The organism is Gottfriedia sp. S16(2024) (assembly GCF_050473765.1).
Taxonomy (GTDB): domain Bacteria; phylum Bacillota; class Bacilli; order Bacillales; family Bacillaceae_G; genus Gottfriedia.
Map to the genome: position 1 here is coordinate 2,842,330 of NZ_JBFLUO010000001.1, position 14,876 is coordinate 2,857,205.

Here is a 14,876-nt window from a genome sequence, read left to right on the forward strand (position 1 = left end):
CCATTCATTTTATTTAATTTGTAAAACAATTTTAACTGCTTCGGCTACAGAAGGTACGATATACGAAGCATATTTCTTAACTGCATCGTCAGCATTTTCCATTGCAAAGCTATTAGGAGTTAGTTCAAACATTGAGATATCGTTGTATGCATCACCGATACAAGCAATTTCATCCGGTTTAATTCCTAATTTTTCGATTAGTATTTGAATTGCTGAACCTTTACTTACGTTAACTGGAACGATATCTAAACAATTTTTAGCAGAAATAAAGGAAGTTACAAATTCAGGTAGTTCTTTTTGTAATTCTTTTTGTAGCTCAAGTAAGTCTTCATCTTCACCTAAAACTACATATTTTTTTGGTGTAATCGTTTTACCTAAATCGGTTTTTAGTGTTTTTAATTCAACTGCATTCATGCTAGAGTTCTTTTCAATTTCTCTAACTAAATCGGTTTTCTCTTCGATATAGTATGTTGAATTATCAGCTACGTAGATTAAAAATTTATCGTTTGATATCATTTCGTAAACTTTATCGATTACACTTGGATGGAATGTTGCATCTAACAGTGCTTCGCCATCATTTGAATAAATATAAGTTCCATTCATACTAATACGGTGAAAATTACCTTCTAAGTTTTCCATAATTTTTACGATTTCATAATCTAAACGACCGGAAGCAAAGCATAATAAAACACCGCGATCTAAAAGGTTTTTTAATGCTTCAACATCATGTTCAAATAGTTGACCTTGGTGAAACATTGTCCCATCTAGGTCACTAACAAATAACTTAATCATTTTTCTTAACACCTACTCAATTTATATTTATACTTTTATATTCTATCCTACTATAATAGATTATCAAAAAAATATGATTAATTTATGAAACTTAAACCGTGTTTTAACTTTTTCAGAAAAATTATGTTATGATATAAAAGCGATTTTTTAAACTTGGGGGTGATAAAAAAAATGTCAGAGATGTCAGTATGCTATACAATCAAAAAAGTTCTTAATAATAATGTTTTAATAGCTAAAAATCCCGATCATACCGAAGTAGTTTTGTTGGGTAAGGGCATCGGTTTTAATAAAACTAGAGGAGATTTAATTTCCGAAGGTGTAGTAGAAAAAATGTTCATCTTAAAAGATGAACAAAAACAAAAACAATATAAATCATTAATCAACTTTATGGATGAAAAATTAATGGGTACGCTGCAGCAGGCGATTTATTTAATTTCTGAAAGAACAGGATGTACTTTAAATGAGCAAATTCATATCGGGTTAACAGACCACTTAATATTTGCGATTAAGCGTATTAGAGAAGGCTATAATGTTGATAATCCTTTCTTACAAGAAACGAAAGCAATGTATCCAGAGTATTTTAAAATTGCACAAGAAGTTATTGATTTGATAAATAAAGAAATAGATATAAATTTACCGATCGAAGAAGTAGGGTTTGTAACTCTTCATATCGTTAGTAATTTATCAATGGAAGTTGTATCGGATGTAAATAAGTTCTCTCAGATCATTAAAGATTTAGTCATCTATATAGAAGAATATTTACAAATTAAAATTGATAAAGAAAGTATTCATTATTCAAGATTAGTTCGTCATTTGCGATTTTTAATTGATCGTATATTTCATGGAAATTCATCTGAAGAGTCACCAGCTTTGGGCATAATCTTAAAAAAGGAATACCCTGTATGCTATGATTTAGCATGGAAAATTTTAAAGTCAATCCAAGCTTCATTAAATAAAAAAGCAAGTGAAGCTGAAGTAATATACTTAACCTTACACTTAGAACGACTTGTTCAGAGTAAAATTAATAAATAATTTAAGAAGCCTAAATAGAAATTTGGCGCTTTTTTAACATAATAAATAAAAAAAATTAAAAAATGGGTAATTTGGCTTGAAATTTTTAAATTCTATAGATATAATGAAAGCGAAATCATATAAAAACATAATTGAATATTGTACACATTAAACGTGTTACTGATTCGATCAGGCATGAGTTGAAAAAATGTGAATTATTATACTTGGGTAGGGGAAACTATATCCAGGATACAATAATCTCATTTTTTCTGCTCATGCCTTTTTTGTTTGGATAAAAGGAGGAAGACAATGTTTAAGAAAATCTTTGGAGTGTTACAAAAAGTTGGTAAAGCGCTAATGCTTCCTGTTGCAATTTTACCAGCTGCTGGATTATTACTTGCATTCGGTAATGCATTTCAAAATCCACAAACATTAAAGTATTTACCGTTTCTTGACGCGCACTGGTTCCAACTAGTAGCGAAAGTTATGGAACAATCTGGTGACATCATTTTTAGTAATCTGTCATTATTATTCGCAGTAGGTGTTGCCGTAGGTTTAGCAGGAGGAGAAGGTGTTGCAGGTTTAGCTGCAATCGTTGGATTCCTGATTATGAATAAAACAATGAGTGTGTTCAAAGATGTTGGACAATATGTTGTTTTAGATAAAACATTAAATATTGCCAAATTTGATGATCCATCATTTGCTTATGTATTAGGGATTCCTACACTACAAACTGGTGTATTTGGTGGTATTATAGTCGGTATTTTAGCTGCTTGGGCTTACAATAAATATTATGAAATTGATTTGCCATCATATTTAGGTTTCTTTGCAGGTAAGCGATTTGTACCGATTGCTACAGCGGCGTTTTCAGTTTTACTTGGTATTTTAATGTGCTTTATTTGGCCGCCAATTCAGCACGGTTTAAACTCATTCTCACATAATATGATTGATGCGAATTTAACATTATCCGCATTCGTATTTGGTGTCATTGAGCGTTCATTAATTCCATTTGGTTTACACCATATTTTCTATGCACCTTTCTGGTTTGAGTTTGGTTCATATACTGATAAAACAGGTATGGTTGTACACGGTGACCAAAAAATCTTCTTCGCTCAATTAAAAGATGGAGTAAAATTAACTGCCGGTACATTCATGGTAGGTAAATTCCCATTCATGATGTTTGGTCTACCTGCTGCTGCACTAGCAATGTATCATGAAGCAAAACCTGAAAATAAAAAAATCGCTGGTGGTATTTTAGCATCAGCAGCATTAACTTCATTCTTAACAGGTATTACAGAGCCAATCGAATTCTCATTCTTATTTGTTGCTCCAGTATTATTTGGAATTCACGCAATCTTTGCTGGTTTATCATTTATGATCATGCAATTACTAAATGTTAAAATTGGTATGACTTTCTCAGGTGGTCTAATAGACTACTTATTATTCGGAGTTCTACCGAATAGAACTGGCTGGTGGTGGGTAATCATCGTTGGTCTAGCATTAGCAGTGATCTACTACTTCGGTTTCCGATTTGCAATTAGAAAATGGGATTTAAAAACTCCAGGTCGTGAAGATGCAAAAGCTGAAGATACTACAAGTAATACTCCAGCTAATGAATTACCATATGAAATTTTACAAGCTTTAGGTGGAAAAAGTAATATTTCTTCATTAGATGCATGTATCACACGATTACGTGTACAAGTTAATGCAAAAGATGAAGTAAATAAAGATCGTTTAAAAGCATTAGGTGCCGCTGGAGTTCTTGAAGTTGGAAATAATATTCAAGCAATTTTTGGACCTAAATCAGATACATTAAAATCACAAATTAAAGACATTATGACTGGAAAAACACCAGTTGTTAGTCAAGATGCACATAAAGAAACAGCTTCAGCAGTAGATACTACTATTGAAGAAGCTATTATTAATCCAATTGAAGGGGAAATTATCCCAATTACAGAAGTACCAGATCAGGTATTTTCTGGAAAAATGATGGGTGATGGCTTTGCAATTATTCCTTCAGAAGGTACAGTTGTATCTCCAGTTGATGGAGAAATTGTAAATGTATTCCCAACAAAACATGCGATTGGTATCTTATCAAATGGTGGAAAAGAAATTTTAATCCATATTGGAATCGATACTGTAAAACTAAATGGTGAAGGCTTTGAAGTACTGGTATCACAAGGTGAGAAAGTAACAAAAGGTCAACAATTAGTTAAAATTGATTTACACTTTATTCGTGAAAATGCACCTTCTACAATTACACCTGTTGTATTTACAAACTTAGCTGAAGGACAACAAGTTGTAATCGAAAAACCAGGTAAGCAATCAAAAGGTGAAGTAGGCATCATTAAGATTAAATAATTCTAATTAAATAGACGAAAAATGTTTGTTTTTAAAAGGGGTAGTATAGTTGACACTATGCACCCCTTTTAATAGAATATTTATAGTAGGCCAAACGTCTATACCAAAAATGTAGATTTAATCACAAAGGAGATAAATTATTATGGAAAAGACTTTTAAAGTAACAGCTGATTCTGGAATCCACGCACGTCCAGCAACATTATTAGTAAACGTAGCAGGTAAATTTAATTCTGATATCAATCTTGAGTACAATGGTAAAACAGTTAACTTAAAATCAATCATGGGTGTAATGTCTTTAGGAATTCAACAAGGAACTGAGATCAAAATTAGTGCTAACGGTGAAGATGCAGAGCAAGCTCTAGCTGCAATCGAAGATACAATGAAAAAAGAAGGTTTAGGCGAATAATGTCTTTACATATCAAAGGTATTGCCGCTTCTAGTGGAATTGCAATTGCAAAAGCATTTCGCTTAGAAAATCCTGAATTAAACATTGTTAAAAAACAAATTTCAGATATCGATGCTGAAATTGCTAAACTTGACAATGCAATTCAAGTTTCTAACACTGAATTAGAAAAAATTCGTGATCATGCGAATGCTGAACTTGGTGAAGATAAAGCTGCAATCTTTTCTGCGCACATCTTAGTTTTAAATGATCCAGAGCTAGTTAACCCAGTTAAAGATAAAATTAAGTCTGAAAGTGTAAACGCTGATTTTGCTATGAATGAAGTTGCTTCAATGTTCGTTCAAATGTTTGAAAGCATGGATAATGAATATATGAAGGAACGTGCTGCAGATATCCGCGATGTTACGAAACGTGTAATGGCGCATCTTTTATGTGTTACCATTTCTAACCCTGCCAATATTACTGAAGAAGTAATCATTATTGCAGAAGATTTAACACCATCTGATACAGCGCAATTAAACCGTAAATATGCTTTAGGTTTTACAACTGATATTGGTGGTCGTACATCTCACTCAGCGATCATGGCTCGTTCTCTTGAAATACCTGCTGTTGTAGGGACAAAAGAAGTAACAAGTAAAATCGAAAATGGCGTAATGGTCATTGTAGATGGATTAGATGGTCATGTAATAGTAGATCCTTCTAATGAAGAATTAGAAGAGTATAAAGCTAAAAAAGAAAAATTCGAGCTTCAAAAAGTTGAATGGGCTAAGCTGAAAAATGAGCCAACTGTTACAAAAGATGGACATCATGTTGAGTTAGTAGCTAATATTGGTACACCAAATGATGTAGAAGGCGTTATCAATAATGGTGGTGAAGGTGTTGGCCTTTACCGTACTGAGTTCCTATATATGGGACGCGATAACTTCCCATCAGAAGAAGAGCAGTTTGAATCTTATAAATCAGTTCTTGAAAGTATGGGTGACAAACCGGTAGTAGTAAGAACACTAGATATCGGTGGAGATAAAGAATTATCTTATTTACACTTACCAAAAGAAATGAACCCATTCTTAGGATACAGAGCAATTCGTTTATGTTTAGATCAGAAGGACATATTCCGTACTCAATTACGCGCATTACTTCGTGCTAGTGTTTATGGTAATTTAAAAATTATGTTCCCGATGATTGCAACTTTAGATGAATTTAGAGCTGCAAAGGCTGTTTTATTAGAAGAAAAAGAACAGTTAATAAAAGAAAATGTTCAAGTCTCAGACAATATTGAAATTGGTATGATGGTTGAAATCCCTGCTTCTGCTGTTCTAGCAGATGTATTTGCTAAGGAAGTTGATTTCTTTAGTATTGGGACAAACGATTTAATCCAATATACAATGGCTGCAGACCGTATGAATGAACAGGTTGCATATTTATATCAACCATATAACCCATCTATTTTAAGATTAGTTAAAATGGTAATCGATGCTGCAAATAAAGAAGGTAAATGGGCTGGAATGTGTGGAGAGATGGCTGGAGATGCATTAGCTATTCCTTTACTTGTTGGATTAGGCTTACATGAATTCTCTATGAGTGCTACTTCAATCCTACCTGCTCGTAGTCAAATGGCTAAACTTTCAAAAGCTGAGATGGAATTATTAGCTGAAAAAGCTTTATCTATGTCTACAGCTGAAGAAGTTGTTAATTTAGTAAATAGCATCTAAAATAAAACAACAGGGAAACCTGTTGTTTTATTTTTAGGATTTATATATATATTCAGTAACAAACCGAATCGAAAAGTTCCTACTGTTGACAAATTCGCTTCTTTAATTTAGTGTATGTTTAAATTATTAAACGAATAAGATTATTTTTGGATAATAAAAGTAGGTGGAAGATTTGAGTAAAGAAGCAATTGAAGTATTTAGAGAATGTATTCCCTTGTTCCAAGCGTTAAGCGATCCTTATAGACAGGATATCATTTTAATGTTATCAGAAGGTGCAGCGCTAACTGTTAATGAAATTACAGAAAAAACTTCATTATCTAGACCTGCTATATCACATCATTTAAAGATATTGCGTGATAATCAATTAGTTCAAATTGAGCAAAAAGGCACTCATAGATATTATTCACTAGCAATTGATTCTTCTCTAGAATTACTTAAGAAATTAATCATAACTGTTGAACAACATTGTTAATGAATCGTAATGACATAAAAGGGACTCCGACTATTGTCAGAATCCCTTTTACTTTTCATGTACTATTAAATCCAAATAGACATTTCTTTTGCAGAAAAACGTTTAGTAGGATGTCCAGGTACTTTTTCTTTACCAATGGCAACCAACATCGTTGGAATATAGCGATCATCAGTTAAGAAAGTTTCTTTAAATGCTTGTTCGTTAAATCCACCGATTGCACAAGTGTTCCAACCTTTTGCAGATGCAGCCATTATTAATTGCATACCAGCAAGAGAAGAATTCAAAATCCCTTGTTCGCGATTACGTTGCTCTGTTGCATAAGCATTTTCAACATTGGCTTTTAATTTGTCTTTTGCTTCTTGTTTCATAAAACCAGCTTCCACTGCAGGTCCGAAAACTAAGTCAACATTTTTTGCTGATTGTGTATCGGCTAATACAGCAATTACACATGAAGCATCTTTAATCTGACCTTGGTTATATGCAACAGGTAATAATTTACCTTGTGCGTTTTCACCATGGAATACAACGAATTTCCAATGTTGTAAATTCCAAGCAGATGGTGCAGTCATTGCAGCATCAAGAAGCTCAGTAATTTCACTGCTACTGATTTCAGTAGAAGAGTCGAATACTCGAGTAGAGTTTCGTTCTTTAATCATTTCAAAAAATTGTTCATTTTTCATATGAAATACCTCCAAATATTAGGTGCATTAGTTACATTTTTATGTACTTATTTAATATAGATAGTTCCATTATTAGAGTCAACAAATTAGTGTTGAAATAACCTAAATTTAATTTGAATAAGGTTTAGTTTACTTATTTTTTTATTAGAATAGCTCATGCTTTTTTATTAATAATTTTTATGGTAATTTTATTTGTGGATATTAAATGAGGAGTGTGTAAAATGGAAGCAATTAATTTAAAAGATTTACAAGTTGGATTTATCGGAATTGGCGTTATGGGTAAAAGTATGGCAAAGCATTTAATCAATGCAGGTGCAAAATTACATATTTATAACCGTACAAAAGAAAAAGCAAATGAATTAATTGATTTAGGTGCTACTTGGTATGATACACCTAAAGAATTAGCACCAAATTGTCAGGTTATTTGTACGATGGTCGGTTATCCAAGTGACTTAGAAGAAGTATATTTTGGCGATAATGGGATCATCCAATCGGCTTCAAAAGGGACGACTTTTATCGACTTTACAACTTCGACACCAACTTTAGCAAAAAAAATTGATGAACTAACGAAATCAGTAGGTATGTCATCATTAGATGCACCTGTGTCAGGTGGGGATTTAGGGGCAAGAGAAGCTAGATTAGCGATTATGGTTGGTGGAGAAGAAGAAACTTTTCATAAAATGTCCACATTATTTGATGTTTTAGGAAAAAATATTGCTTATCATGGAAATGCTGGTAGTGGACAACATGTAAAAATGTGTAATCAGATTGCAATAGCTTCAGGTATGTTAGGAGTTTGTGAGGCGCTTGCATATGCTTCATCAGCAGGATTAGACGGTGAAAAAGTATTAGGAAGTATTTCTACTGGTGCAGCAGGTAGTTGGTCATTATCTAATTTAGCACCTCGTGTATTAAGAGGCGATTTCGAGCCAGGATTCTATATTAAACATTTTATAAAAGATATGGGAATCGCAATTGAAGAAGCGGAAAAGATGGAATTAAATCTACCAGGACTTTTACTTGCAAAAAAATGCTACGATGAACTGTCTAAAAATGGTTTAGATGAAAAAGGAACGCAAGCACTTTATACTTTATACGATCCGTCTCACCACATTCAATAATTTAATGAATAGAGGTTAACAAGTGCAGAATTTTCAACTTGCAAAGTTTTATCAACGATTAAGTGCGTTTTTATTCGATACGTTTATTGTTTCAGTAGCCTATGGGATCATTATCGCTATTATTACAATGAATCCTGAGAAGATATTAAGTCGTTTTAATTCTACATCAGGAAATTCAACGGTCGATTTAATCGTTATTTCAATTATTATGATCATATTATTTGTAGTTGTTCCACAATTTAATAAAGGGATGACATTTGGTCAAAGATTTTTAGCTATTAAAATGATAAAAGATAACTATGAAGAAACAACAATGATCCTATTTTTCATTCGTTTTATCTTTATCGCAGCAATATCAGTTCTACTTTTAGGTGTACCATTAATAGTTAATGTCTATTTAATGTTATTTAGAAAAGACCATAAAACAATTCAAGATTTGTTATTCAAAACAAGAGTAATACAAGCTAGATAATTAAAGCAGGGGAAGGATTAAGATATCCACCCCTGCTTTTTTATTTCCGTAATTTAGCTTTTAATTTCTAAGACTAGTTACAAACTCTTCTAATCGATCACACGCAAGTTCTAGTTCCTTCATTGAATAAGCGTAAGATAGTCGAATATATGAATCTCCATATTCAGAAAAAGCTTCTCCTGGAATAACCGCCAGATTATGTTTTTCTACTAGATTTAGTGCGAATTCCATGGAAGGCATATTGAATTCTTTAATTGAAGGGAATAAATAAAATGCACCTTCTGGCTTAATACAAGGTAGCCCCATCTTTTCTAATCGATCAATCATATAATTACGTCTTATTTTATATTCCTTTGCCATTTCGATCGGAGAATCAATGCAATCAGTTAATGCTGTAATTGCTGCATATTGAGAGATTGATGTAGCGCATGATACGTTATACTGATGCACTTTTAAGATTTCCTGAGCTAAATAAGCAGGCGCATAGATAAAACCAATTCTCCAACCAGTCATAGAATGTGATTTACTAAGACCGTTTATGACAATTGTCTTTTCTCTCATTCCAGGGAAACTGGCAATAGAAGTATGAGTAGTATCATATGTCAGTTCACTATAGATTTCATCAGATAAAATGAATAGATCTTTCTGAGATAAATAGTTAGCTAAATTCTCAAGTTCCTCTTTCGTTAATGTGACACCTGTTGGGTTATTTGGATAAGGTAAAACAATACAGCGTGTTTTTTCAGTAATCTGTTCTTCTAATAATTCAGGCGTTATTTTAAAACCACTAGTAGATGTATCTACAAATACTGGTTTTGCACCACATGTTTGAATAATTGGTGCATAGCCAGGATAGATTGGTGCTGGAAGAATAACCTCACAATCATCGTTAAGAATTGTTCTAAATGTAACGTCGAGTGCTTGACTAGCTCCTACTGTAACGATTACTTCGTTCGTTGGATCATAGGATAAAGAATATTTTTTCTGTAAAAAATTAGAAGCAGCATTTCTAAGTGCAGGCAGTCCTGCATTAGGGGTATAAACTGTTTGATTTTGATTAATTGCATGAATAGCAGCTTCTTTAATAGGTGCTGGAGTTGGAAAATCAGGTTGACCCAATGTTAATGCAATGACATTGTCATATTTTTCAATTTTTTGGGCAAATTTTCTAATACCAGAGATTTGAATTTCTTTTACACTTTCGTTTATAAATCTGTTCATTTTATATCCCTCAACTTATTATTTTTATATTAAAATTAAAACTTTTTAATCGAACTATTCAATGAAATTTCCTTCATTTTACCATATAATAAAAAAAGTATTTAGTAGTGAAATAATTTGATTGACTAAAGAAGGTGAGTAAAAACTTGTTACAAGTAATCGGAATAACTAAAAATAAAGTTATCGATCGTAATATAACGATTGCAGATGCTAAATCAAATAATTACCTATGGTACTGGGTAGATATTAATGAACCGACCGAAGATGAGATTCAACTTTTATCAACTGAATTTAATTTTCATCCTTTAGCGATTGAAGATTGTTTGGAATATGTACAACGACCTAAACTTGACTACTATGAAGGATATCATTTTTTAATTTTGCACGAATTAAATAAATTAGACTTAGATGAAACGGAATTGGATATTTTTGTAAGTGATCATTATGTTATCACCTTTCATATACATAAAAGTCCGATTGTACAACTAGTTTTAGATAATATAATGTCAGATCGTCGAGCTTCGAAGAGTCCACTTCATTTAACTCATCGAATTATTGATGAGCTTGTAGATAGTTATTTTCCATTAATTTATCGTTTGGAGGATGAACTATCAGACCTAGAAATTGATCCATTAAGGAAACAAGTAGATAATGCTGTAGAAAGATTATATGATACCAAATCGGATTTATCGAAATTAAGAAGAACGATTTTACCAACGCGTGATTTATTATATCGAATCCTTAACTCGAATCGATTTAAAGATATATCTGAACATCGAATTTATTTTGAAGATATACACGATCATTTAATGAAGCTTTCGGATATGATTGAGACGAATCGAGATTTAGCTTCTGATATTCGAGAAAGCTATTTTTCATTAAGCTCAGAAAAAATGAATAATATTATGAAAACATTAACAATCATATCATCTTTCTTTTTACCACTAACGTTTATCGTAGGTTTATATGGAATGAATTTCCACTATATGCCAGAATTAACATGGAAATATGGTTACTTATTTATCTTAATTTTAATGGGATTTGTTACGATCATAATGTACATATTTTTTAAAAGAAAAGGTTGGTTTTAAGTCGTTAAGCGCTTAAGCTTGACGACTTTTCTTATATTTTAGAATACTTTGTAATAATGTGACGTTCTATGTAGAAATGTTTTTTTCGAATTTTTTGTATTAATAATTAGAAGTTTAAATAACTATGTTATAATTTGTTGAAAGAAGGGGTGGGGGACACTTTAATGCTGCAATTAAAAGATTTATTAATTCAATTTGCAATCATAATCATTCCGGTCTTTTTATACGAAATGTTCTGGCTTAGTAGATACCACAATACAAGCCCGAAACAAAATAGAATATTAGTTGGATTGCTAACTTTTTTTAATATTTTTATTTGCTTGCTTTACCCAATTCACATTAGTAAAAGCATGGCTATTACTTTTAGTATTTTATTAATCTATTCATCTATTTTATATGGTGGAAGATTGATCGGAACGATTATTATTTTAACGAAAGCAGTTTTTGTGTATTTGCTATATGGTTTAGCATCTTTGAAATCTTTTCCTTTTGAATTGATTTCGTGTATTTTACCATTTATTGTTTCACCACATTGGGTTAGTTTTTCTAAACGAAAGAAATTTGCTTTAAGTATACTAATGCCAATTTTATTTTCGTTCAGTATGGTCTGTTTGCTTTATTATGAAGCAACGGTTAATGGTATTAAAGAGTACCAATCAGATCAAACAATTTTTTCGGCGTGCATATTTTTTACTGTTTTAACAATTACAATGCTGTTTCATGTTTATTTACGAGAGTTTCTATTTGAAAATGCTGAAATTCGTGTTCAAATGCAGAAATCGGAGAAATTAAATATGGTGAGTGAACTTGCGGCGAGTGTAGCTCATGAAGTTAGAAATCCATTAACAGTTGTAAGGGGTTTCATTCAGTTGATTGAGAATCAAGAAAGTGGAACGAATAGGGAGTATATGAAACTTGTATTAGCTGAACTAGACCGAGCAGAAAATATCATTTCGGATTATTTAAACTTAGCTAGACCTCAAATTGAAGAAAAGAAAATAATCAATATGACAGAGCAATTGAATGAAGTAACAACATTAATGTCGAGTTACGCCTCACTGCAAGGTGCTTTCTTACAAGTAAATGTAAATGAGGATATGTATACTGTCGGAGATCGAGCTAAGCTTAAACAAGCAATCATTAATGTTCTAAAAAATGGCGTAGAAGCTATAAAGGACACGAAAGGTTATATTAAGATTGAAGCTAATATTGAGAAAGAAAGAGATCGAGAGTACATACGAATTGTTGTTAAAGATAATGGAGTAGGTATGTCAAAAGCACAATTGGACCGGTTAGGACAACCTTTTTATTCTTTAAAAGAAAAAGGAACAGGTCTTGGACTAATGGTTACCTTTAGTATCATTGAAGCCCATAAGGGAACGATTGAGTATTTAAGTGAAGAGGGTAAAGGTACTGAAGTTCATATCGTGTTACCAGCATACCATCAAGAACAGAGTGAAGAGATCCAAATGAAAGAATAAAGAGAAGGGAAATTGGAAATTTCCCTTCTCTTTTTAAACTAATTATATTTAAATTTAATGTTCGTGAATAGTGATAAGTGCTAAATAATAAACAAATTATTTTGCTGACTTAGGTTTAAAAAAGAGTGATTTAATTGCATTCTTCCAGTCTCTTTCTTTTGAGGCAGCTACCATCTTTTTTGTTTCCTGTAATTCTCTAATCATCCTCATTAATTGAGCATCTCGACCAGATTCTTTTGATTTAATTTCTTCAAACATTTGCTCTAATTTTTCATCTTTTTCTTCAATTACTGTTGCTAACCCTTGAAGCTCTTCACTTTTTTCTTCAACTGAATATAATATTTTTTCTAACTTTTGATCCTTCTCCAAGTTTTGATTAATTAATGTTTGATTTTGAGTTAGAATTTGTTCATTTTGATATGCTAGATTCGTAATTTGAGACATAAATTCTTCAAACATAATTTGATTAGAATTTGTCGGTACAAAAGTAGTGACATTTTCTTTTGAAACAATAGGTTCAGTTACTGATCCATTTAACTTCGAAAGAACTACTTCATCAGGTAGTTTTTTATTTTCCTCAAGTACTTGTTCAACAGTCATTTCTTCAAAACGATATTCTTGGACTACTTCAACCTCAGTGTTTTGATCTGTTTGCTCATTTAATGCACCAGATACTGTAACTTGCTCTTCTTTTTGTAAAGATTGATCTGTTACATCTTCTTCTATTATTTCGAATTGTGATACGGACTCTTCAAACTTCTCAGTATCATGTGAAATAGATTGCTCCATTACGATTTCATCAATTGTTTCTAGTTGTGAAAGTGATTTTTCTAAATGATTTGTATCTTGTGAAGTTATTTGGCTTATCTCTGCTACTTCGATTGTTTCTTCTTGGGATACAGACACTTCTAAAGGTGTTTCTTCTTGTAATAGTGAATGATGGATTAATTCCGAATCAATTGTTTCAATTTGGGAAACTGCTACTTCAACTATTTCATTCTTTTCTACTTCAATTAGTTCTGAGTCATACTTCATGTCAAAATTTTTATGTATGTTAATTTCTAGAGGAATATTCGGGGTGTTATTTGGATTGATTTCAGTAATTTTTTCTGTAATTTCATTCTCAATTGAAGGTGTTTCAATTACATGAGCTTCAGATTGACTTTGAACTGATTGGTTATTTAAAGCATATTCAACTGATCGTAGAAGATTTTCATTCTGTTGGTACTCTTTAATAATCATTTGAAATAATTCGAAATCGTTTTGATTATAGATTCTAGTATCTTGGTTCTTTGTAAAATGATATTCTTTCTTTTCTAATTCCTTACTAATCTCTCTTACACGAGATTTACCTATTTTTAATTTCTTTGAAATGTCTTTACTTGTAAAAATTACTGACATTTGATATCCTCCTGAAAAATGTGTGTTTTTAGAACATTCAATACAAAGTTAAAATTTTCCTACCTAATCTTCTTAAAATAATTCTACAATGTATAACAAAGTCCATATGTTTACTACAATTAAAATCAATATATGAGGAAAAATAGTGAAAAATAGAAAATATTACTTAAAAAATAGCATAAATTCGACTCAAAATTAGAGAGTGAAACAATGTTTAATCACTCTCAAACCAAATCTTTAAATTTGTAATCTAATCTATCAAAAAGTAGACATAAAGTAATCTATTGATCTGAATTTGTCTGCTTATTTGTTTTTTCTAATCCTGCTTCTTGAAGTACAGCCTTTTGAGCTTGTCCTTTTTTACCTAAATAATTATGCTTAGCACCGAAGTATAAAATAAAAAGGAATGAAATTATATTAATTACAGCATCAATTTGTTCATTATTTAAGAATTTAAACCCAAAAGAATTTAGTAACAATTGAAGTGCAAATAAGAACCCAGCAACATAACGAATAATATCTTGTAAGTTATTTTTACCGAACAGATCAATCACCCCCTGTTAATAAAGTATGCTTGCTTCATATAATAGGTGTGACAAATCTACTAAAATAAAAGGGGGAAAATATGAATATCCGTACATTCAAATAAAAAAAGGGA

At 31.6% G+C, this 14,876-nt stretch carries 14 protein-coding genes; 9 read left to right on the forward strand and 5 right to left on the reverse strand.

Annotation, left to right across the window (positions count from 1 at the left end; genetic code table 11):
- Nucleotides 1–9: 9 nt before the first annotated feature.
- Nucleotides 10–792: a Cof-type HAD-IIB family hydrolase gene (locus AB1282_RS13225; RefSeq protein WP_429899310.1), complete on the reverse strand. Its 783-nt coding sequence runs from the start codon at nt 790–792 to the stop codon at nt 10–12.
- A 180-nt stretch (nt 793–972) separates the two neighbouring features.
- Between AB1282_RS13225 and glcT the strand changes: the two genes are divergently transcribed.
- The 5 genes from glcT (at nt 973) to AB1282_RS13250 (ending at nt 6,751) form a co-directional block, all read left to right on the forward strand.
- On the forward strand, nt 973–1,824 hold the full coding sequence (gene glcT, locus AB1282_RS13230; RefSeq protein ID WP_056474272.1) for a glucose PTS transporter transcription antiterminator GlcT: 852 nt from the start codon (nt 973–975) through the stop codon (nt 1,822–1,824).
- Nucleotides 1,825–2,112: 288 nt separating this feature from the next.
- The gene (gene ptsG, locus AB1282_RS13235) at nt 2,113–4,164 is read left to right on the forward strand and encodes a glucose-specific PTS transporter subunit IIBC (protein ID WP_056474170.1); all 2,052 of its coding nucleotides are present in this window, start codon (nt 2,113–2,115) and stop codon (nt 4,162–4,164) included.
- A 142-nt stretch (nt 4,165–4,306) separates the two neighbouring features.
- On the forward strand, nt 4,307–4,570 hold the full coding sequence (locus AB1282_RS13240) for a phosphocarrier protein HPr (protein WP_056474173.1): 264 nt from the start codon (nt 4,307–4,309) through the stop codon (nt 4,568–4,570).
- Complete coding sequence (gene ptsP, locus AB1282_RS13245; protein ID WP_056474176.1) at nt 4,570–6,279, forward strand: phosphoenolpyruvate--protein phosphotransferase; 1,710 nt, start codon at nt 4,570–4,572, stop codon at nt 6,277–6,279. Before AB1282_RS13240 ends, ptsP begins: the two co-directional genes overlap by 1 nt.
- A gap of 172 nt (nt 6,280–6,451) precedes the next feature.
- Nucleotides 6,452–6,751 carry an ArsR/SmtB family transcription factor gene (locus AB1282_RS13250; RefSeq protein WP_056474180.1) on the forward strand — a complete coding sequence of 100 codons (300 nt, stop codon included), beginning with the start codon at nt 6,452–6,454 and terminating at the stop codon, nt 6,749–6,751.
- Between the two features lie 65 nt (nt 6,752–6,816).
- On the opposite strand, the gene AB1282_RS13255 is transcribed toward AB1282_RS13250, so the two are convergent.
- Nucleotides 6,817–7,431 carry a nitroreductase family protein gene (locus tag AB1282_RS13255; protein ID WP_056474182.1) on the reverse strand — a complete coding sequence of 205 codons (615 nt, stop codon included), beginning with the start codon at nt 7,429–7,431 and terminating at the stop codon, nt 6,817–6,819.
- 230 nt (nt 7,432–7,661) lie between these two features.
- Here AB1282_RS13255 and AB1282_RS13260 point away from each other — a divergent pair, with 230 nt between their 5' ends.
- The gene (locus tag AB1282_RS13260; RefSeq protein ID WP_156339721.1) at nt 7,662–8,552 is read left to right on the forward strand and encodes an NAD(P)-dependent oxidoreductase; all 891 of its coding nucleotides are present in this window, start codon (nt 7,662–7,664) and stop codon (nt 8,550–8,552) included.
- Nucleotides 8,553–8,574: 22 nt separating this feature from the next.
- Nucleotides 8,575–9,024 (forward strand): RDD family protein, encoded by a 450-nt coding sequence (locus tag AB1282_RS13265; RefSeq protein ID WP_056474190.1) that lies wholly within the window; start codon nt 8,575–8,577, stop codon nt 9,022–9,024.
- Nucleotides 9,025–9,084: 60 nt separating this feature from the next.
- Here the strand turns inward: AB1282_RS13265 and AB1282_RS13270 are convergent, their stop codons facing one another.
- Nucleotides 9,085–10,245 (reverse strand): aminotransferase A, encoded by a 1,161-nt coding sequence (locus tag AB1282_RS13270; protein WP_390312791.1) that lies wholly within the window; start codon nt 10,243–10,245, stop codon nt 9,085–9,087.
- A gap of 146 nt (nt 10,246–10,391) precedes the next feature.
- Here AB1282_RS13270 and corA point away from each other — a divergent pair, with 146 nt between their 5' ends.
- Together corA and AB1282_RS13280 are read left to right on the forward strand one after the other, a co-directional pair.
- Complete coding sequence (corA, locus tag AB1282_RS13275) at nt 10,392–11,336, forward strand: magnesium/cobalt transporter CorA (protein ID WP_056474196.1); 945 nt, start codon at nt 10,392–10,394, stop codon at nt 11,334–11,336.
- Nucleotides 11,337–11,500: 164 nt separating this feature from the next.
- Nucleotides 11,501–12,817, forward strand: a complete 1,317-nt coding sequence (locus AB1282_RS13280) for a sensor histidine kinase (RefSeq protein ID WP_056474200.1) — start codon at nt 11,501–11,503, stop codon at nt 12,815–12,817.
- Nucleotides 12,818–12,913: 96 nt separating this feature from the next.
- Here AB1282_RS13280 and AB1282_RS13285 read toward each other — a convergent pair whose 3' ends face one another.
- Nucleotides 12,914–14,218: a DUF3967 domain-containing protein gene (locus AB1282_RS13285; RefSeq protein ID WP_056474203.1), complete on the reverse strand. Its 1,305-nt coding sequence runs from the start codon at nt 14,216–14,218 to the stop codon at nt 12,914–12,916.
- 281 nt (nt 14,219–14,499) lie between these two features.
- Nucleotides 14,500–14,763, reverse strand: a complete 264-nt coding sequence (locus AB1282_RS13290; RefSeq protein WP_056474275.1) for a phage holin — start codon at nt 14,761–14,763, stop codon at nt 14,500–14,502.
- Between the last annotated feature and the right edge of the window lie 113 nt (nt 14,764–14,876).